This is a genomic window from Candidatus Microthrix subdominans (genome assembly GCA_016719385.1).
GTDB lineage: Bacteria > Actinomycetota > Acidimicrobiia > Acidimicrobiales > Microtrichaceae > Microthrix > Microthrix subdominans.
Map to the genome: position 1 here is coordinate 242,142 of JADJZA010000008.1, position 18,414 is coordinate 260,555.

An 18,414-nucleotide genomic window follows, 5' to 3' on the forward strand; every position below is an offset into this window, starting at 1 on the left:
CATCGCGGCTGCGTCAACCGCACCAGCTGGGCTGCGGGCTACTCGCCGCCCAATTCCTGGCGGATCATGTTGAGCGCCGAGCCGGCCTTGAACCAGGCGATGTGCTCCGGCGACATCGTCTGGTTGGTGAGGAACTCCTCACTGGTGCCATCGGGGTGGTTGAGCACGCACGTCACCTGGCCACCGGGGGTCAGGTCGGCCAGGCCGGTGATCGAGATGGTGTCGTCCTCACCGATGGCGTCGTAGGTGGCCGGGTCGTCGAAGGTCAGCGCCAGCACGCCCTGCTTCTTCAGGTTGGTCTCGTGGATGCGGGCGAAGCTGCGCACGATGATGGCGGCGGCGCCGCGGAAGCGAGGTTCCATGGCGGCGTGCTCGCGGGACGAGCCTTCTCCCCAGTTCTCGTCGCCGACCGCCACCCAGCGCACGCCTGACTCGCCCAGGTGCTTGGCGATGTCCGGGTAGGTCTTGGTCTCGCCGTCGAGCGGGTCCTTGCCGGTGCCGGCCTCGCCGGTGAAGGCGTTGACGATGCCGTTGAACAGGTTGCCCGAGATGTTCTCGAGGTGGCCCCGGTACTTCAGCCACTTGCCGGCCATCGAGATGTGGTCGGTCGTCGCCTTGCCCTGGGCCTTCAACAGCAGCGGCAGCTCGACGTAGTCCTCGCCGTCCCACGGCTCGAATGGGATCAGCAGTTGCAGCCGGTCGGAGTCGGGGCTGACGACGATCTCGATGTCGGAGGAGTCGGCCGGCGGGGCGATGAAGCCGTCCTCGCCTGGGTCGAAGCCCCTGGCTGGCAGCTCCTCACCAACCGGCACCGCCAGCTTCACCTGTTCGCCGTTGGCGTTGGTCAGCGTGTCGGTCAGTGGGTTGAAGTCCAGCGTGCCGGCGAGCGCCAGGGCCACGGTGGTCTCCGGGCTGGTGACGAAGGCGTGGGTGCTGGCGATGCCGTCGTTGCGCTTGGGGAAGTTGCGGTTGTAGCTGTTGACGATGGTGTTCTTCTCGCCTTCGTGCACGTCGGATCGGGCCCACTGGCCGATGCACGGCCCGCAGGCGTTGGCCAGCACGGTGGCGCCGGCGGCCTCGAAGGTCTCGAGCAGCCCGTCGCGCTCGATCGTGGCCCGCACCTGCTCGGAGCCGGGCGTAATCATCAGCTCGGTCTTCACCTTCAGGCCGTTGTCGGCGGCGTGGCGCAGGATCGAGGCCGCCCGGGTGATGTCCTCGTAGGAGGAGTTGGTGCACGAGCCGACCAGCGCGGAGGACACCTCGAGTGGCCAGCCGTTCTCGCGGGCCTCGGCGCCCAGCTCGCCCACCTCGCGGGCCAGGTCCGGGGTGAACGGGCCGTTGATGTGGGGCTGCAGCGTGCTCAGGTCGATCTCGACGACCTCGTCGTAGAAGTCGGCCGGGTTGGCGAGCACCTCGTCGTCGGGGCGCAGGTGGTGGGCGACGGTATTGGCCGCATCGGCGATCGCCTCCCGGCCGGTCGCCTTCAGGTAGCGGGCCATGGCGTCGTCGTAGCCGAACAGCGAGGTGGTGGCACCGATCTCGGCCCCCATATTGCAGATCGTGCCCTTGCCGGTCGCCGAGATGCTGGTGGCGCCGGGGCCGAAGTACTCGACGATGCTGCCGGTGCCACCCTTGACGGTGAGGATGTCGGCCACCTTCAAGATGATGTCCTTGGGGGAGGACCAGCCGTTCAGCTCGCCCGTCAGGTGCACGCCGATCAAGCGGGGCCAGCGGACGTTGAAGGGGAACCCGGTCATCACGTCGACCGCATCGGCGCCGCCGACGCCGATGGCGATCATGCCCAGGCCGCCGGCGTTGGGGGTGTGGCTGTCGGTGCCGATCATCATGCCGCCCGGGAAGGCGTAGTTCTCGAGCACCACCTGGTGGATGATGCCGGCGCCCGGCTTCCAGAAGCCCAGGCCGTACTTGGCCGACACCGACTCGAGGAAGTCGTACACCTCGGCGTTGTTCTTCTCGGCGGCCAGCAGGTCGACCAGGCCGTTCTCCTTGGCCTGGATCAGGTGGTCGCAGTGCACGGTGGATGGCACGGCCACCTCGGGCAGGCCGGCGGTGACGAACTGCAGCAGCGCCATCTGGGCGGTGGCGTCCTGCATGGCCACCCGGTCGGGGTTCAGGTCGTTGTAGGTGACCCCACGCTCGATCTCGGCGGAGGGATCGGCCAGGTGGGCGATCAGGATCTTCTCCGCCAGCGTCAGGGGACGGCCCAAGCGGGTGCGGGCGTCGTCGATGCGCTCGTCGAAGCGGGCGTATGCGTCGTTGACAAGTTCGATCGGCGTGCTGGCGGTGACGGCCATGGGGTCCCCTCGATTGCGGTGCTGACAGGTGTGGTCGCCCAACGGCGACGCTCCCACCCTACGCCGCGTCCCCAGTCACCCCGAGGGGCCCCCTGGTCGGCGTTCGGTTGACGCGTTCGGCGGTGGGAGGCTGGTACCGTCGCCGCCCATGTTGCTGGTTGGACTGACGGGCGGAATCGGGTCGGGCAAGTCGACGGTGGCTGCGCTGCTCGTGGAGCGGGGGGCGGTACTCGTCGATGCCGATGCGGTGGTCCACGAACTGCAGGCTCCCGGTCAGCCGGTGCTCGAGGCGATGGTGGAGCGCTTCGGCGACGCCATCCTCAACGACGACGGCACGCTCGACCGGGCGGCGGTCGCCCAGCAGGTGTTCGGCGATGAGGCCGCACTGGCCGACCTGAACGCCATCGTGCATCCCGCCGTGCGTACCGAGCTGGCCAACCGGGTGTTGGCCCAGGCCGACACCGACAACGTGGTCGTCATGGACGTGCCGCTGCTGACCGAGTCCGGCATGGACGGCCTCGCCGGCGTGGTCGTCGTCGATGTCGACCCCGAGGTGGCGATCGCTCGGCTGGTCAAGCACCGGGGCTTCGACGAGGTCGACGCCCGCAACCGCGTCGCCGCCCAGGCGTCCCGCGAGGACCGGCGCAAGCTGGCCGACTGGGTGATCGACAACTCCGGCGATCAGGCGTCGCTTGTCGTCGCCATCGACGAGCTGTGGGCCGACATCCACGGCCGCCACAGCGGGGGAGAGCGCTCGGACGCCACCCTGCGTTACGGCTCGCGGCCGTAGGCAAGGAAGGAGCGGTCACCATGATGGAACTGCTTCCGCCTGTGGGCTGGGCCGACGTGGCCACCAAGCGAGACCTCGACCAACAGAGCGATCGGCTGGAACTGCTGATTCGCGCGGAGTTCGCCGGAGTTGCCACCGAAGTTTCGAGGGTTCGCGCCGATTTCGAGGGAGCACTGCGGCGCATGCAGACGGCGATGCTCAGTGCCCTGGTTTCTGTGGCGGGGATACTTATAGCTCTGTCGATTTTCGGGCCACACTGACCGGTCCGGGCTCCGAGACACTGCATTGCACCCAGATTCAGGCGTCTCCCGAGGTGCCTGTCACTTCCTCCTCCGAGACCGGGTGGTCCAGGTCGATCTCCGGAAGGATCCGGCCCAGCCACTTGGGCAGCCACCAGTTGGCGTCGCCCATGAGGGCCATCGTGGCGGGGACGAGCACCATGCGGACGATGGTGGCGTCGACCGCCACCGCGGTGGCGAGCCCGACGCCCATCATTTTCACCACCGGGTCGTCGCCGGCGACGAATCCGAGGAACACGCTGATCATGATCAACGCTGCGGCGGTGATCACCTTGGCGGTGGCGCCGAGGCCCACGACCACGCTGTCGATGTTGCTGTGACCGTCGTGGTACTCCTCGCGGATGCGGGACAGGATGAACACCTCGTAGTCCATCGACAGCCCGAACAGGATGGCGAACATCATCATGGGCACAAACGACGCGATGGGCACCGCCTCATCGAGCCCGATCAGTGACCGGCCCCAACCCCACTGGAACACGGCCACCACCACGCCGTAGGCGGCGCCGATCGACAGCAGGTTCAGCAGCGCCGCCTTCAGCGGAACGAAGATCGAGCGGAACACGGTCATCAGCAGCAGGAACGACAGCGACACCACCGCCAGGATGAACCAGGGGAGCCGCGCCGAGATCTTGTCGGACTGGTCGATGAACCCGGCGGTTGGCCCGCCGACCAGCGCCTTGGTGTCGGTCCCGGCGGTCGCCTCGGGCTGCGTGGTGCTGCGCAGCCGGTGGACCAGATCGCTCGTCGCCTGATCCTGAGGCTTGGTCGTCGGGATGGCGGTGATCAGGGCGGTGTTCCCGGCGTCGTTGACCGCGGCCGGGGAGACGACCCGCACGCCGCGATCGCTGCGGACATCGGCGGTGATGCGTTCGAGCACCGCCTGGTCGGCGGACGGACCGAGGTCGACCACGAGCAGCAGCGGACCGTTGAAGCCGGCGCCGAACCCGGCGGCGAGCAGGTCGTAGGCCCGGCGTTGGGTGGTGCTGGTCGGGTCGGTCCCGGCGTCGGCCTGGCCCAGCCGCATGCCGAGCATCGGGGTGGCCAGCAGCAGCAACACGAAGGTGGCCGCGATCGATGACCGCCACGGGTGGTACGCCACCCAATGGGCCCAGCGAACCCAACCGCTGCGGTGCGCTTCGACATCGGCCGGGTCTGCGGTAGCGCCCGTTGCTGATGCCGCAGCCGTGACGGCCGTCGTGGCCACAGCGTTGCGGTGCGAGCGGGGCAGCACCCGGGCGCCGGCGACGCTGAGCAGCGCCGGCAGCAGGGTGATGGCGACGAGCACCGCCACGGCGACCACCAGCGATGCGGAGTAACCGAGGGCGGCGACGAAGGGGATCCCGGCCATCTGGAGCCCAAGAATGGCCACCACCACGGTGCCGCCGGCGACGACGACCGCCTCGCCGGCGGTGGCATTGGTCTGCCCGACCGATTCCGCCTTCGACATGCCGGCGTCGAGGTTGTCTCGATGGCGGCTCAGGATGAAGAGGGCGTAATCGATCCCCACCCCAAGCCCGATCATCGTGCCCAGCCGTGGGGCCACCGACGGGATGTCGATCAGCGCCCCGAGCAGCCCGACGATCGACAGCCCGACGATCAGCCCGACGATGGCGACCCCGAGCGGCATCACCGAGGCGACGACGGCGCGGAAGGTGACGAACAGGATGATCAGGGCGGCGATGATGCCGATCATCTCGGCGGGCCCGGTGGTGCGTTCCTTCAGGACCGTTGGCAGCTCACCCCCCAACTCCACCTGAACCCCGGCCGCCTCGGCCGGCTTGCCGGTGGCGGCCAGCGCGTCGACGGCGGGCCGTCCCAATTCGGCGGTCGAGGCGTCGTACTGCACCGCTGCGAACGCGGTCTTTCTGTCCGGCGACTGGGAGAGGGGGCTGGCCAGCGGTTCGGTCACCGACTGCACATGGTCGAGCTTGCTGATCTTGGCGACGCTCGCCTCGATGCCGGCGGCGTTCTTGGCGTCGGTCACCGAACCGTCGGGGACATGGAAGACGACCATGGCGGTCGCTCCGGCACGCTCGGGGAAGCGCTCCTTCAGCAGGTCGATGGCCTGTTGGGATTCGACTCCGGGGACGTTGAAGTTGTCGACCGTCGTTCCGCCGGCGATCCGGTTGACGCCCACGACCGTCACGGCGACGATCAACCATGCGGCGATGACAAACCAGCGCCGTCGATCGACGAAACGCCCCAGCCGGTACAGCCACTTGGACACGATCGGTCCTCTCCCGGTGGGTCCACCTGGTGTGGCCCAACGCAATAATGCAGGGACTGCAATCTTGCACTAGCTGTCACGATCTGTCAAGATCGACGGCGTGAGCGAGGAACTGGGCCTGCGGGAACGCAAGAAGCTGGAGCGGCGGCGCAGCATCGAGGTCGCTGCGCTCAACCGGTTCGGGAAGAACGGGTTTGACGCCACCACGATCGACGAGATCGCCGCCGACGCCGACATCGCCACGCGGACGTTCTTCTCCTACTTTCCGACCAAGGAAGACGTGGTGCTGGCCGACTACGCCGATCGCCTGAAGCGCACCACCGACGAACTCGGCCGCCGTCCCGCGAGCGAGGCGCCGTGGCTGGCGTTGCGCGAGTCGTTTGCTGTGGTCGCCGCCGACTACGAGGCCCAACGCGACGACCTCATTCGCAGGTTCGCCATCATGGCCGTCAACCCATCGGTGCACGCCCGCAGCCTCCAACTCCAGGCCGGTTGGGAGGACACCGTGGCCGAGGTGCTGGCCCAACGGATGGGGGTGAACGCCGAGGACATCAGGCCCCGGCTCATGTCCTCGGCGGCGTTGGCATGCATGCGATCGTCGCTGCGCCATTGGATCCTCACCGGCCACCGACGGTCGCTGCCCGACCTGGTCGAGGCATCGTTCGACCGTCTGGGGACCGGCCTCAGCGCTGCTGGGTGACGGGGTAGACCACGCGTCGGTTCTGCGTCAGGGCAGAGGGATCCGGCCGCGACATCGCCGAGGGGTCGATGGAGCGCACCCGCTGGCTGCGATCCCGTCGCGTCACCACCCGGTAGATGGTGGCGAACACCACCGACACCACCGCAGCGATGGTGGTGGCGAGAAACAACGGGCTCTGGGCGTCGGTACCGGCCAGCACGCCGTGCAGGCTGGTCAACATGAAGGCGCCGTAGCTGAACAGGTGGACGGCGTGCCACGCCCGGCGGGGCAGGTGCTTCTTGGCCAGCGAGGTCAGCTCGACGATCAGCAGCAGCCACATGGCGAGGATGCCGAGGGCTACCCCCGCCGTCTCGTACTCGGATTGGCCGGGCACCAACAGTTCGGCGGCGCCGAAGTGCAGGTAGTTGTCAGCCACCAACGAGCCCAGATGTACGGCGAGAAATCCGATCGTGAGCCCGGCCATCCAGCGATGGAGGTCCAGGATCCACGCCGGCCGCTGCTTCGGAAACATTTTGGCGGGCAACAGGATGCCCCACAGCACGGTTGCGGTCAGCAGCACCCAGGCGACGATTCCCGAAGCGCGTGCGACGAACCACCACACTTGGCCGTTCATCAACAGACCTCCTCGGTCAGTGCTCGAAGTGGGCGGATAAGGGTGGGCTCGAGGCCACCGGTGGCGAACACTCGGCCCTCCGTGTCGACCGCCAGCGCCTCCAGGCGGTGCTCGTGGGCGTAGGCCAGCACGTGGTCGCTGCCACCGAGCAATGCTCCGGTGGCGTGTGCCTCGGCCAGCCAGGCCCGCGGCGCGACGACGGTGACGGCAGCCAGGTCGGTGGTCGACGCAACGCCGGTGCGGGGATCGATCACGTGGTGGGTGCTCGTCTTGCCCACATCCCAGCGCCGGCTGACGGTGGATGAGGTGGCCACGCCGCCGCAGGGCACGCCCAGGTGCGCCAGTGCATGGACGGGGTCGTGGGGATCCTCCACCTCCACCTCCCAGCCGTGGGCCTCGGGCGACTCTCCGGCGGCCGCCAGGTCCCCGCCGATGCTGACGAGTGCCCCGGCTGCTCCGTCGAGCACGAGTTGTTCGGCAACCAGGTCGGCTGCGAGACCCTTCCCGATACCGCCGGGGTCGATGGCTACGTCCGGCGGCAGCGTCACCGTGCGGGCATCGGCGTCGATCACCACGTCCTCGAGGCCGACGCAGCTTCGGTGGGGCCCCGGTGACAGCGTGGTGATGCGGTCGGCGTCATCGATGCTGGCCCGGTAGCCGGCTTCGATCAGGGCCGGCAGCATGGTGGGGTCGAAGCGGCCATCTGTTGCCTTGGCAGCCTCCACCATGGTGTTGAGCAGCGTGATGGTGGCGCGGCTGACGGGCACCGGTGCGCCTGCCGCACGGTTGAGGCGGTCGATGTCGCTGCCCGGCGCGAAGCGGCTCCAGAGCGCCTCCAGCTCGACGAGCCGGAGGCGAGCGTCCCGGCCCGCCGACGCCGGGCCGTCGAGCGTGATGATCACGACCGAGCTGGCCATGCAGCGGAACCGGGTCTCAGTTGCTGCCACTGGTCCGAACCGGTGTTTGAGTGCGGGTTGGGACGGCGATCTCAACCGGAGCGGGCTGGTAGGGGCTCGGGTCCGCCGCCGTCGACGATCCCGACGAGCTGTTTGTTGAGGAGTCGCTGGACCCGACCGGGGGCACGGTCACCCGGATGGGGGGAGCGGTGACCACCGTGGCGTTCGCCAGCTCGGCGTCGATGGTGGCCTCGACCGACGCGTCGGCCGGTTGACCGGTGAGTGCCGTCGCCGGCTGGCCGGTGGGTGTGTCGCCCCGTGCGGTCACCGTCTGGGTGCTCGCATCGAACCCCAGCTTTCCCACCATGCCAAACATGGCGGTGGTGCTCAGCCCGAGGACGACGATGCGGCTCGCACGGGCGGGGTGGCGTCGCTTCGCCTTCGGCCGTCGGGCCTGCAGCTCGGCCAGCCGCCGCTGCTGATCGGTCGGGTTTCCGGGGTCAGTCATCGTCGTCCTCCCCGTGGCTGTCGTGGTCCTTGTCTGTATCGCCGGTATCCCGGTGGTCGTCGTCCTTGCTGTCGTGGTCGGCTTGGTCGTGATCACTGTCGGCGTGATCGTCGTCGTGGCCGCCGGCCGATGACGTGGAGGATGCGGTGGCCTGGGGGATCGTCTCGACCGATTGGCCCGGTCGCTTCGCCGCCCCGGTGACGGTGCCATCACCTGCCAAGGTGGCTGTGAACACCAGCTCGTCGGTCCCCGAGGTGAAGGTCACCTCGGCCGAGTCGGACGTGACGGCTCCGGGTCGGGCCTGCCAACCCGCCGACGGCAGCACCTCGCCGAGCGTCAGCTTGGCTCCGTCGCGCAGCACCTCCACCTGTCCGGCGCTCTCGACAACAAATCGCTGCGGCGTTCCGGCCGGCGTGGCTGCCGCGGTGCTGCTGGAGGAGGGGGCTGCCACGGTGGCCAGGTCGGCCTCGGCGGACAGGGTTCCCATCGGGGTGTTGTCGGCAGCATTGAGGATGCCGACGTTGGCGGCCACTGCGGCGCCGCCGGCCACAACGATGGCGGCGATGGACAGCGCTGTCACGACGGTGCGCTTCTTCAGCATGGGGGGTCCCTTTCGGTTGCCAAGACCGGAGCGGCGGTTCTGCCGTTGCCGGGTATGAAGGTCAACGTAGGGATCCGTGAGACAGCGTCTGCCCAGGCGAAGGTAAAGGTTTGGCAAAGATCGCCGGAATGCCGTCCGTGCATGGCAGGGTGGCGTCGTGAACCTGTTGGTCGTCGAGGACGATCCCGCCATTGGTGAGCCCCTGCGCTCCGGCCTGGAGCGCGAGGGCTTCGACGTGCACCTGGTGGCCAACGGTGCCGATGCCCTGGCTGCACCCGCAGCCGACCTGGTGCTGTTGGACCTGGGGCTGCCCGATCTGGACGGACGGGAGGTGTGCCGTCGCCTGCGCAGCCGTTCGGCGGTGCCGATCATCGTGGTATCGGCCCGGGGTGAGGAGATCGACCGGGTGCTGTTGTTGGAGCTTGGCGCCGACGATTACGTGGTGAAGCCGTTCGGGTTCCGCGAGCTGGTGGCCCGCATCCGGGCGGTGCTTCGCCGGGTCGGCGGCGAGGCCGAGGGTCCGACCGACCGCCGGGTGCAGTTGGGCCCCTTGACGTTGGATCAGCGCACCCGCGAGGTCATCTATGCGGGCGCCGACGTGTCGCTCACCCCGAAGGAATACGAGCTGCTCGTCGAGCTGGCATCCGACCCGGGGGCGGTGTTGACCCGAGAGCACCTGATCGACTCGGTGTGGGACGAGCACTGGTGGGGCTCGACCAAGACCCTCGACGTGCACATGGCGTCGCTGCGCAAGAAGCTTGCACCCGAGCTGATCGAGACGGTCCGTGGGGTCGGGTTTCGGCTGGTCGAGCTGGATGGCGGCGGATGACCCGACGGCTGCTGTTGGGGTATCTCGTCGTCACCTTGGTGGTACTCCTGGTGCTGGAGATCCCCCTCGCCTTCTTCTATTCGCAACGCGAGCAGGAGCGCTTCACTGCCGCCGCCGAGCGCGACGCCGTGGTGCTCGCCTCGTACTACGAGGACGTTCTGGATGGCGGCGCCCCGATCGATCCCACCCAGGCCGAGCGCTACGCCGCCCGGACCCAGTCACGCGTGGTGGTCACCGACAGCGAGGGCATCTCGGTGTTGGACACCGATGCGGCGGTGGGGCGCAACTTTTCCACCCGGCCGGAGGTGGCCCAGGCGCTCGCCGGTGAGCGGGCATCGGGCATCCGCCAGTCCAAGACGCTTAACACCGACCTGTTGTACGTGGCGGTGCCCGTCGCGTCCGGAGGCAGCGTGCACGGGATGCTGCGTCTGACGGTGGACGCCCACGAGGTGACCGAGCGGATCCGTGGCTTCTGGCTGTCCCTAGTGGCCATGGCCGCCGTGGTGCTGGGGGCAGTGGCGGTGATCGGTTGGGCCGTGGCCCGCTCGGTCACCAGGCCGCTTCGTGAGTTGCAGGCCTCGGCCAGCCGGTTCGCCGACGGCGACCTGAGCGTGGCGCCGGTCCACCCCGACGCGCCCGCGGAGATCGCCGCCCTGGCCGACACGATGGGGGTCATGGCGACCCGCCTCGACGGGTTGCTGAGCGCCCAACGGGCCTTCGTCAGCGACGCCTCCCACCAGCTGCGCTCGCCGTTGACCGCCCTGCGGCTGCGCCTCGAAAATCTGTCGGCCGAGCTGGGGGAGGGGACACAGGGCGCCGAGGTGGAGGCGGCGATCGACGAGACCCGCCGCCTCGCCGACCTGGTGAGCGACCTGTTGAAGCTGGCCCGCGCCGATCAGCCGCCGCCTGCAGAGCGCACCGACGTGGCCGCCATCGCCGCCGACCGCATCGATACGTGGTCGGCGGTCGCCGACGGCGTCGACGTGACACTTCGCCTCGATCGTCCCGACGGGGCACTGTGGGCCTCTGCGGTGCCCGGCTCGGTCGAGCAGATCCTCGACAACCTGCTGGACAATGCGCTCCAGGTCAGTCCGGCCGGCCAAGAGGTGACCGTGACGTTGGAGCGGGCCGGCGATCGGGTGCGGCTCAGAGTGGCCGACCGGGGCCTTGGGTTGAACGACGCGCAAAAGGCCCGGGCACTCGAGCGGTTCTGGAGGGGTGCCCAAACCACACCGGGAACCGGCCTGGGGTTGCCGATCGCCGTGGGCTTGACCGAGGCCTCGGGTGGCGGGCTCAGCCTCGCCGATCGGCCCGGTGGGGGCCTGCTGGTGGAGCTGTGGCTGCCCTGCTCTGCGTGATGGTACCGCGATGGTGCATCGCGCTACCATCAAGGTATGGCCATGACACTTCGACTTCCCGATGACCTCCTGGACGAACTGCGAGTGGTCGCAGAAGAGGATCGGCGGAGCGTTCACCAGGCGGTGATCGTTGCCATCGAGTCGTATCTGGCCGACCGGGAGACCGACGAGATCATGGCCGACGCAGAAACCCTGCGTGCATTGGCCGACGCCCGCGACTCGGTGGCCTCGGGAGATGTCGAGTACGGCACCGACGCGGTCCATGCGTTGGTTCAGCGCCGACAGGCTTCGTGAGTATCGAACTCTTCGAGCTTGGTACCTCGCCGCAGGCTCGGCGGACGTTGGCCGGCCGACTCCCGCATGACGTTGCGCTCGCCGCCGCCGAGTTCATCACCGGACCGCTTCTCGATAATCCGCGAAGGGTCGGCAAACCCCTTCGCGGTGAGATGAGCGGCATCTACAGCGCTCGGCTGGGGAGGGAATGGCGCATCCTGTATGAGATCAACGAACACCGGCGGGCGGTCGTCGCGCTGGACATCCGGCATCGACCGGTCGCGTACCGCCGCAACTGATCGGAAGATCAGCGGCCAGTTGATTGTCACTGGCCGGGTTCATGATGGGTGAGGTGAGACGCGGCACGCCCTCGGAAGCAGGTCGCCCGGTCGGAGGCCCCGTCGGCCTCTTCGTCCTGAATCCACCAGATCACGGAGCCGTGCGACGACCGTCACTAAAGAATCCAGGTATCATCTCCATCAGCAACTCGATGAAGCCGTCGGCAAGGAGGGGGCCACCACCATGATGGGGATGCTTCCGCCGGTCGGCTGGGCCGATGTCGCCACCAAGCGAGATCTCGACCAACAACGCAAGCTGCTGGAACTCAGGATTGAGAGCACTGACAAGGGAAACCGCGCTCACTTCGAGAAGGCCATGCGGCATCAGCTCAACGTGATCCTCGGTGCGTTCTTCTCGGTGGCAGGTGTCCTTATCGCCCTGTTGATCTACGGCCCTCGCTAAATGACCTGGACCGACTCCTGAATCCGATCCGGCTTGGTCAGTCCTCAACCTCGTAGGGTTGCCGGCGATGGTTCCCGCCGACCCAGCCGACTACCTCGCCCCCGAGAATAAGGCTCGCATTCGCATCGACCAGATGCTCAAGCGCGCCGGTTGGGTGGTCCAGGACTACAAAAATGTCAACCTGTACGCGGGCGAAGGCGTGGCGGTTCGAGAGTTGGTCACCAACGCCGGTCCCGCCGACTACGTCCTGTTCTTGAATCGCCAGGCGGTCGGGGTAATCGAGGCCAAGAAGCAGGGCACCACGCTGGCCGGGGTCGAGTGGCAGACGGTCAAGTACCAGTCGAGCATTCCCGACGCGTTGCCGGCCCACCTCACCGGGAGCGGGCACCTCCCATTCGGATATGAATCAACCGGCGACGAAACGTGGTTCACGTGTCGGTTCGATCCCGAACCGACAGCCCGCCGTGTGTTCTGGTTTCACCGGCCCAACACCCTCGCCGACATGGTGGAAGCCGACGTTGAAGGCCTTGGCGGGTCGCTGCGAGCGACGGTCCACGACATCGAACCCTTGCCGCCCAAGGAGCAGACGCCCTGGCTACGGGACGCGCAGCACGATGCCATCACCAACCTTGAGCGCTCACTGCAAGAGAACCGGCCCCGGGCACTGATCCAGATGGCGACCGGTTCGGGCAAGACGTTCGCCGCCGCCAACATCGCTGAGCGCCTCATCACCCAGGGCGGCGCCAAGCGCATCCTGTTCTTGGTCGACCGCGCCAACCTCGGCAAGCAGACCCTCAAGGAGTTCCAAGGCTTCGACGTGCCCGGAACGGGCCGGAAGTTCAGCGAGCTCTACAACGTGCAACGACTGTCATCGAACACCGTCGACCCGGTGTCCAAGGTGTGCATCAGCACCATCCAGCGGGTGTACTCCATCCTCCGTGGCGACGACACTTTCGAGGAGGAGCTCGACGAACACTCCACGTTCGACAACGAACCGCAGCGCACCATTGAGGTCGACTACAACGAACACCTGCCCATCGAGGCCTTCGATGTGATCATTATCGACGAGTGCCACCGCTCGATCTATGGGGTGTGGCGCCAGGTGCTCGAGTACTTCGATGCCTTCCTCATCGGGCTGACCGCCACGCCCGGCAAGCAGACGTTTGGCTTCTTCAACCAGAACCTGGTGATGGAGTACGGCTTCCCCCAGGCGGTCGCCGACGGGGTCAACGTCGACTTCGACGTCTTCCGTCTCTCAACGGCCATCACCGAGGCCGGCTCCACCATCGAGGGGGACCAGGGATACGTCACCACGTTCCGCAACCGCGAAACCCGCCAGGAGCGGCTGGAAGCGGTCGACGAGGACCTCACCTACGACCAACATGCGCTCGACCGAAAGGTCGTGTCCAAGGATCAGATCCGCACCGTGGTCCGGGCGTTCCGCGACAACCTGCCCGCCATGTTTCCCGATCGGAAGGTCGACGCCCAAGGGCGTCTGGTCAACATTCCCAAGACGCTGGTCTTCGCCAAGGACGACTCGCACGCCGAGGACATCGTGCGCATCGCCCGTGAGGAGTTCGGCAAGGGCAACGACATCATCGCCAAGATCACCTACAAGTCCTCCGACGGCAACAAGCCCGAGGACCTGCTCGCTGCGTTCCGCACCAGCTACAACCCGCGCATTGCGGTCACCGTCGACATGATCGCCACCGGCACCGACGTGAAACCGATCGAGGCGGTGCTGTTCATGCGCATGGTGCGGTCCCGCAACTTCTTCGAGCAGATGAAGGGCCGGGGTGTCCGCACCATCGACGCCGACGCACTCCAGGCGGTCACCCCGGATGCAGTCACCAAGGACCGGTTCGTGCTGATCGACGCCGTCGGCGTCACCGAGACGAAGCTCAGCGACTCCACCCCGTTGGAACGCAAGCGAGGCGTGTCGCTGGCCAAGCTGCTGCATCAGGCCCGGCTGGGTCACGTCAGCGAGGACCTGGTGTCGTCGCTCGCCTCACGGCTGACCCGCCTCGACGGACGGATCGCAGCCGACGACCGAGAGCGGTTGGAGGAGATCGCCGGCAGTTCCCTCAGCGATCTGGCCCATCAGATGGTTGACGCGATCGACCCCGACCGGCAGCTGGCCGAGGTCCAGATGGACAGCGGCGCCGCGGCGCCGGACGAAGCCGCGGTTGAGGCCACCAAGAAGAAGATGTTCGAGCAGGCCCTCCTGCCGATCGCCTCCAACCCCGAGTTGTGCGACGAGTTGGAGAACGTGCAGCGCAGCGTCGAGCAGATGATCGACGAGATCAGCAAGGACACCATCACCCGGGCCGATTTCGTCATCGACGCCGAGTCTCGGGCGAAGCAGACCGTCGAGTCGTTCCGTCAGTACCTGGAGGACAATCAGGACGAGATCACCGGGTTGCAGGTGTACTTCTCCAAGCCGTATGCCCAGCGGCCGACCTACGCCGACATCAAGGCCTTGGCCGACGCCATCAGCAAACCCCCGCATAGCTGGACCGCCGAGAAGCTCTGGGATGCCTACGAAACGTTGGATGATTCGAAGGTCCGCGGCTCAGCCGGAACTGTGTTGACCAACCTGGTGTCGCTCGTTCGCTTCGCCCTCGGTGTCGACGACCAGTTGGAGCCGTGGCCACAGCGGGTGCAAGAGCGCTTCGACGCTTGGATGCTCCAACAGCTACAGGACGGTCGCACCTTCACGGAGGGCCAGACAGAGTGGCTCGGACTCATCCGCGATCACCTCGCCGCCAGCTTGAGTATCGATTTGGTCGAGTTGCAGGATCCGCCGTTCAGCCAACACGGCGGCCTGTTCAAGGCGAGAGAACTGTTCGGAAACGACCTCGACAGCATCCTCGTCGACCTCACCAAAGCCCTCGCCGCATGAGCGACCTGCCCGAAGGCTGGGCGTGGTCCACCGTTGCCGACGTTCTCGCGAACGGATTCTTCGCCGACGGCGATTGGGTCGAGACTAAAGACCAAGACCCTGATGGTGAGATTCGGCTTCTCCAACTTGCGGACGTTGGTGACGGCTTTTTCCGAGATCGGTCGAGTCGATTCGTCAACGTGGAAGCGGCGGAACGGCTGACAGTCAAGCCAGTTGAGCCCGGCGATGTACTTGTTGCCCGCATGCCTGCTCCGTTGGGACGAGCTTGTATCGCGCCAGACCTGGGTCAGCCGGCGATCACAGTCGTGGACGTTTGTATTTTGAGGCCAGATGCGGGGATCGATCGGCGCTGGTTGATGTGGGCATTGAATTCACCAGTAACCAGGGCGGAGGTTGCCGGGCTCGCAACGGGCACAACGCGAAAGCGGATCTCTCGGAGGAACCTGGCGACGATCCGACTGCCGGTCCCTCCGCTCCCCGAACAACGACGGATCGTGGCAGCGATCGAAGAGCACTTCTCCCGCCTCGACGCCGCCGAGGCCTCGCTGGCAGCTGCAGACCGGCGGACTGCGGTTCTCGCCGCCACCGAGGTCGATCTCGCCTTTGCGAACCTGACCGACCGAGCACCGCTGGGTGACTTGGCCGAGGTCCGAGGTGGCATTCAGAAACAGCCCAAGCGGAAGCCAGCGACGAATCCGCGCCCTTTCCTTCGAGTTGCGAACGTCAAGCGAAACCAACTTGAGCTCAGCGATGTGCACGAGATCGAGCTTTTCGATGGCGAAATCGACAGGTTCCGTTTGTCGGAGGGCGACCTGCTGGTGGTGGAAGGCAACGGCAGCCCTGATCAGATCGGACGGAGCGCAATCTGGTCTGGGGAGATTGCGGATTGTGTCCACCAAAACCACCTCATTCGAGTCCGACCCGGTGAGGAGCTCGATTCCCGTTTCCTGAACGCTTTTTGGAATAGCCCGGCTAACGCTCAGCAGCTTGTAGCCATTGCGAGCTCAACGTCGGGCCTCTACACCCTCAGTACCTCGAAGCTGAACAAGGTCATGATTCCGGTCGCCAGCTTGGTGATCCAAGCACAGGTTGCCGATCGCCTTGATGAGCTGCACCAGCGAGTCAATCGACTCCGACATCAGATTGACACCGCTCGGCAACGTTCTGTTGCCATGCGGCGGGCAATCCTCACCAATGCATTCTCAGGCCTACTGGCACCGCAAGACCCAACGGACGAACCGGCGGCGGTGTTGCTCGAACGCATTGCTGCCGAGCGGGCAACGACGAAACCGGCACCTCGTAAGAAGGCTGCAGCGGCCGATGGCTGAATCCTCCATTGAATGGACCGACGCAACCTGGAATCCGACAACTGGATGCGACCAGACTTCGCCGGGCTGCGACAACTGCTACGCGCTCACGATGGCGGCGCGCCTAAAGGCCATGGGGCAGGCAAAGTATCAAGTCGACGGTGGCCCGCGCACCAGCGGGTCTGGCTTCGCCCTGACCATCCACCCCGACACGCTCTCGATCCCGCTCCGCTGGTCCAAGCCGAGGATGATCTTCGTAAACTCGATGAGCGATCTCTTCCACCGCGACGTGCCGGTCACGTTCATCCGCGATGTCTTCGCTGTGATGGCTGAGACGCCGCGCCACACCTACCAGTTGCTCACGAAGCGGTCGAAACGGCTTGGGCAGCTCGCCGATGTGCTCGATTGGCCGCCGAACCTCTGGGTTGGCACTTCGGTCGAGACTCAGAGCTATGAGTTTCGAGTCGATCATCTTCGAGAGGTCCCGGCTGCGGTGCGGTTCTTGTCGATCGAACCGCTGCTCGGTCCGGTGGCGGTGAATCTCGACGGTATCGATTGGGTGATCGTTGGGGGTGAGAGCGGCCCGTCATGCCGGCCTGTCGACCCGGAGAGCATCCGTGCCATTCGTGACGCCTGCGTCGACAGCGGCACGCCGTTCTTCTTCAAGCAGTGGGGTGGCCAGAGACCAAAGTCCAACGGACGGCTCCTTGATGGTCGCGCGTGGGGCGAGTATCCGGCCCGCTCTGTCGCTGCGTCGGCATGACACGGTGATGGACGCGCCGAGGGGCAAGGTGAAGGACAAAAAAAGGGGTAAGTTAGATAAGGTGCTCCTATGAGCAGGACCTACGAGGAATCCCACCCTTGGCTGAGTTTCAGCTTGAGCCAGATCAACGCCATGGGTCCGCATTCGTGGATGTTGCTGGGAGAGGCACGATCGAAGTGCGAGCACTTGGCCGGAGCGCCGCTTCAACCTGCGGTCGCTGAAGAACTCAACCGAGTCACCCTGATCAAGGGTGCCCAAGCGACCACGGCCATCGAAGGCAACACGCTGACCGAAGCGCAGGTTGCTGGGTTGCTCGACGGCTCGTACGAAGCGCCACCGTCGCGGCACTACCAAGAGGTTGAGGTTCGCAACCTTCTGGGTGCACTTGGGTCGATCGATTCACAGGTGCAGGATGGGCAGTACCCGAAGCTGACGGTTGACCTGATTCGTGACTACAACGACCAGGTTCTCAACGGCTTGGAAGAGCAACTGAACGACGGCACCGTTCCCGGCCAGCTCCGGGATCACTCGGTGGTTGTTGGCGGATATCGGGGGGCGCCAGCCGAGGACTGCGAGTACCTCCTTGATCGGCTCTGTGAATGGCTGGAAGGCCCCGACTTCAAGAACGAAGATCCGTCGATCGACTTTTCGTTGATGCTGGTGCGGGCGATGATGGCGCACCTCTACCTGGCATGGATCCACCCGTTTGGCGATGGCAACGGTCGCACGGCCCGTCTCGTGGAGTTCCTCATCCTCGCCAGGTCGGGAAAGGTGCCGCTACCTGCAGCCCACCTGCTGTCGAATCACTACAACCTGACCCGGGACCAGTACTACCGGGAGCTTGGCCGAGCGAGCAAGACCAACAGCATCGTGGAATTTGTTTCCTATGCCACGGAGGGATTCGTCGATGGAATACGCGACGAGATCGAGGTCGTGCGCCTTCAGCAACTCCAAGTCGCCTGGGTCAACTTCGTCAGCGAGGTCATGAGTAGGTACCCAACTGGCAAGGCCAGCGACCGGCAGCGAGAGGTGGTTCTGGCGATGCTGCCACAGCAGTGGTTCACGCAGGATCAGATCAAACTGATCACCCCAAATGTTGCCAGCTCGTACGCGAAGGGGAGTTCGAAGATGGTGGCGAGAGACCTCAATCGTCTGACCGAAGCTGGCCTGATTCGGAAGCGGCGAGGGTTGGAACCCACCTACCAGGCGTGTGTCGACCGGATGGCCGCCTTCATGGCCCCGATAGCGGCTACCGCAGAATGACACGGAGAAACATGACCGCGAGATGCAGG

18 protein-coding genes are annotated in these 18,414 nt (G+C 66.2%); 12 read left to right on the forward strand and 6 right to left on the reverse strand.

All coding sequences use genetic code 11. The features are described 5' to 3' along the window. Nucleotides 1-38: 38 nt before the first annotated feature. Nucleotides 39-2,315, reverse strand: a complete 2,277-nt coding sequence (locus IPN02_15555; GenBank protein ID MBK9298219.1) for an aconitate hydratase — start codon at nt 2,313-2,315, stop codon at nt 39-41. 148 nt (nt 2,316-2,463) lie between these two features. Here IPN02_15555 and IPN02_15560 point away from each other — a divergent pair, with 148 nt between their 5' ends. After that, nucleotides 2,464-3,105: a dephospho-CoA kinase gene (locus IPN02_15560; protein ID MBK9298220.1), complete on the forward strand. Its 642-nt coding sequence runs from the start codon at nt 2,464-2,466 to the stop codon at nt 3,103-3,105. A 20-nt stretch (nt 3,106-3,125) separates the two neighbouring features. Next, the gene (locus tag IPN02_15565) at nt 3,126-3,365 is read left to right on the forward strand and encodes a hypothetical protein (protein MBK9298221.1); all 240 of its coding nucleotides are present in this window, start codon (nt 3,126-3,128) and stop codon (nt 3,363-3,365) included. 37 nt (nt 3,366-3,402) lie between these two features. Here IPN02_15565 and IPN02_15570 read toward each other — a convergent pair whose 3' ends face one another. After that, nucleotides 3,403-5,631 carry an MMPL family transporter gene (locus tag IPN02_15570; protein MBK9298222.1) on the reverse strand — a complete coding sequence of 743 codons (2,229 nt, stop codon included), beginning with the start codon at nt 5,629-5,631 and terminating at the stop codon, nt 3,403-3,405. 100 nt (nt 5,632-5,731) lie between these two features. On the opposite strand from IPN02_15570, the gene IPN02_15575 reads away from it, so the two are divergent. Then, complete coding sequence (locus IPN02_15575; protein ID MBK9298223.1) at nt 5,732-6,331, forward strand: TetR family transcriptional regulator; 600 nt, start codon at nt 5,732-5,734, stop codon at nt 6,329-6,331. Here the strand turns inward: IPN02_15575 and IPN02_15580 are convergent. From IPN02_15580 to IPN02_15595, 4 genes are read right to left on the reverse strand one after another with little or no spacing between them, the layout of a single operon-like run. Beyond that, nucleotides 6,315-6,944 carry a ferric reductase-like transmembrane domain-containing protein gene (locus tag IPN02_15580; GenBank protein ID MBK9298224.1) on the reverse strand — a complete coding sequence of 210 codons (630 nt, stop codon included), beginning with the start codon at nt 6,942-6,944 and terminating at the stop codon, nt 6,315-6,317. The genes IPN02_15575 and IPN02_15580 overlap by 17 nt on opposite strands. Next, nucleotides 6,944-7,861, reverse strand: a complete 918-nt coding sequence (locus IPN02_15585; protein ID MBK9298225.1) for an FAD:protein FMN transferase — start codon at nt 7,859-7,861, stop codon at nt 6,944-6,946. Before IPN02_15585 ends, IPN02_15580 begins: the two co-directional genes overlap by 1 nt. 16 nt (nt 7,862-7,877) lie before the next feature. Further along, nucleotides 7,878-8,348 (reverse strand): hypothetical protein, encoded by a 471-nt coding sequence (locus IPN02_15590; GenBank protein MBK9298226.1) that lies wholly within the window; start codon nt 8,346-8,348, stop codon nt 7,878-7,880. After that, nucleotides 8,341-8,949 carry a hypothetical protein gene (locus IPN02_15595; GenBank protein MBK9298227.1) on the reverse strand — a complete coding sequence of 203 codons (609 nt, stop codon included), beginning with the start codon at nt 8,947-8,949 and terminating at the stop codon, nt 8,341-8,343. Before IPN02_15595 ends, IPN02_15590 begins: the two co-directional genes overlap by 8 nt. A 157-nt stretch (nt 8,950-9,106) precedes the next feature. Between IPN02_15595 and IPN02_15600 the strand changes: the two genes are divergently transcribed. From IPN02_15600 to IPN02_15640, 9 genes are all read left to right on the forward strand, one after another. Beyond that, the gene (locus IPN02_15600) at nt 9,107-9,778 is read left to right on the forward strand and encodes a response regulator transcription factor (GenBank protein MBK9298228.1); all 672 of its coding nucleotides are present in this window, start codon (nt 9,107-9,109) and stop codon (nt 9,776-9,778) included. Then, nucleotides 9,775-11,136 (forward strand): HAMP domain-containing protein, encoded by a 1,362-nt coding sequence (locus tag IPN02_15605; GenBank protein ID MBK9298229.1) that lies wholly within the window; start codon nt 9,775-9,777, stop codon nt 11,134-11,136. Before IPN02_15600 ends, IPN02_15605 begins: the two co-directional genes overlap by 4 nt. 36 nt (nt 11,137-11,172) lie before the next feature. Then, complete coding sequence (locus IPN02_15610) at nt 11,173-11,430, forward strand: hypothetical protein (GenBank protein MBK9298230.1); 258 nt, start codon at nt 11,173-11,175, stop codon at nt 11,428-11,430. Further along, the gene (locus IPN02_15615; protein ID MBK9298231.1) at nt 11,427-11,708 is read left to right on the forward strand and encodes a type II toxin-antitoxin system YoeB family toxin; all 282 of its coding nucleotides are present in this window, start codon (nt 11,427-11,429) and stop codon (nt 11,706-11,708) included. Before IPN02_15610 ends, IPN02_15615 begins: the two co-directional genes overlap by 4 nt. Nucleotides 11,709-11,931: 223 nt before the next feature. Then, nucleotides 11,932-12,150, forward strand: a complete 219-nt coding sequence (locus IPN02_15620; GenBank protein MBK9298232.1) for a hypothetical protein — start codon at nt 11,932-11,934, stop codon at nt 12,148-12,150. A gap of 67 nt (nt 12,151-12,217) precedes the next feature. After that, complete coding sequence (locus IPN02_15625) at nt 12,218-15,052, forward strand: DEAD/DEAH box helicase family protein (GenBank protein MBK9298233.1); 2,835 nt, start codon at nt 12,218-12,220, stop codon at nt 15,050-15,052. After that, nucleotides 15,049-16,380 (forward strand): restriction endonuclease subunit S, encoded by a 1,332-nt coding sequence (locus tag IPN02_15630; protein MBK9298234.1) that lies wholly within the window; start codon nt 15,049-15,051, stop codon nt 16,378-16,380. Before IPN02_15625 ends, IPN02_15630 begins: the two co-directional genes overlap by 4 nt. Then, nucleotides 16,373-17,122: a phage Gp37/Gp68 family protein gene (locus IPN02_15635; GenBank protein MBK9298235.1), complete on the forward strand. Its 750-nt coding sequence runs from the start codon at nt 16,373-16,375 to the stop codon at nt 17,120-17,122. Before IPN02_15630 ends, IPN02_15635 begins: the two co-directional genes overlap by 8 nt. 114 nt (nt 17,123-17,236) lie before the next feature. Further along, nucleotides 17,237-18,385: a Fic family protein gene (locus IPN02_15640; GenBank protein MBK9298236.1), complete on the forward strand. Its 1,149-nt coding sequence runs from the start codon at nt 17,237-17,239 to the stop codon at nt 18,383-18,385. The last annotated feature ends 29 nt before the right edge of the window (nt 18,386-18,414 follow it).

Excerpts from the sequence above, each read along its gene's own strand:
- IPN02_15555 (MBK9298219.1), bottom strand. The coding sequence starts at position 2,315 with ATGGCCGTCACCGCCAGCACGCCGATCGAACTTGTCAACGACGCATAC.
- IPN02_15560 (MBK9298220.1), top strand. The coding sequence starts at position 2,464 with ATGTTGCTGGTTGGACTGACGGGCGGAATCGGGTCGGGCAAGTCGACG.
- IPN02_15565 (MBK9298221.1), top strand. The coding sequence starts at position 3,126 with ATGATGGAACTGCTTCCGCCTGTGGGCTGGGCCGACGTGGCCACCAAG.
- IPN02_15580 (MBK9298224.1), bottom strand. The coding sequence starts at position 6,944 with ATGAACGGCCAAGTGTGGTGGTTCGTCGCACGCGCTTCGGGAATCGTC.
- IPN02_15585 (MBK9298225.1), bottom strand. The coding sequence starts at position 7,861 with ATGGCCAGCTCGGTCGTGATCATCACGCTCGACGGCCCGGCGTCGGCG.
- IPN02_15590 (MBK9298226.1), bottom strand. The coding sequence starts at position 8,348 with ATGACTGACCCCGGAAACCCGACCGATCAGCAGCGGCGGCTGGCCGAG.
- IPN02_15595 (MBK9298227.1), bottom strand. The coding sequence starts at position 8,949 with ATGCTGAAGAAGCGCACCGTCGTGACAGCGCTGTCCATCGCCGCCATC.
- IPN02_15605 (MBK9298229.1), top strand. The coding sequence starts at position 9,775 with ATGACCCGACGGCTGCTGTTGGGGTATCTCGTCGTCACCTTGGTGGTA.
- IPN02_15610 (MBK9298230.1), top strand. The coding sequence starts at position 11,173 with ATGGCCATGACACTTCGACTTCCCGATGACCTCCTGGACGAACTGCGA.
- IPN02_15620 (MBK9298232.1), top strand. The coding sequence starts at position 11,932 with ATGATGGGGATGCTTCCGCCGGTCGGCTGGGCCGATGTCGCCACCAAG.
- IPN02_15625 (MBK9298233.1), top strand. The coding sequence starts at position 12,218 with ATGGTTCCCGCCGACCCAGCCGACTACCTCGCCCCCGAGAATAAGGCT.
- IPN02_15630 (MBK9298234.1), top strand. The coding sequence starts at position 15,049 with ATGAGCGACCTGCCCGAAGGCTGGGCGTGGTCCACCGTTGCCGACGTT.
- IPN02_15635 (MBK9298235.1), top strand. The coding sequence starts at position 16,373 with ATGGCTGAATCCTCCATTGAATGGACCGACGCAACCTGGAATCCGACA.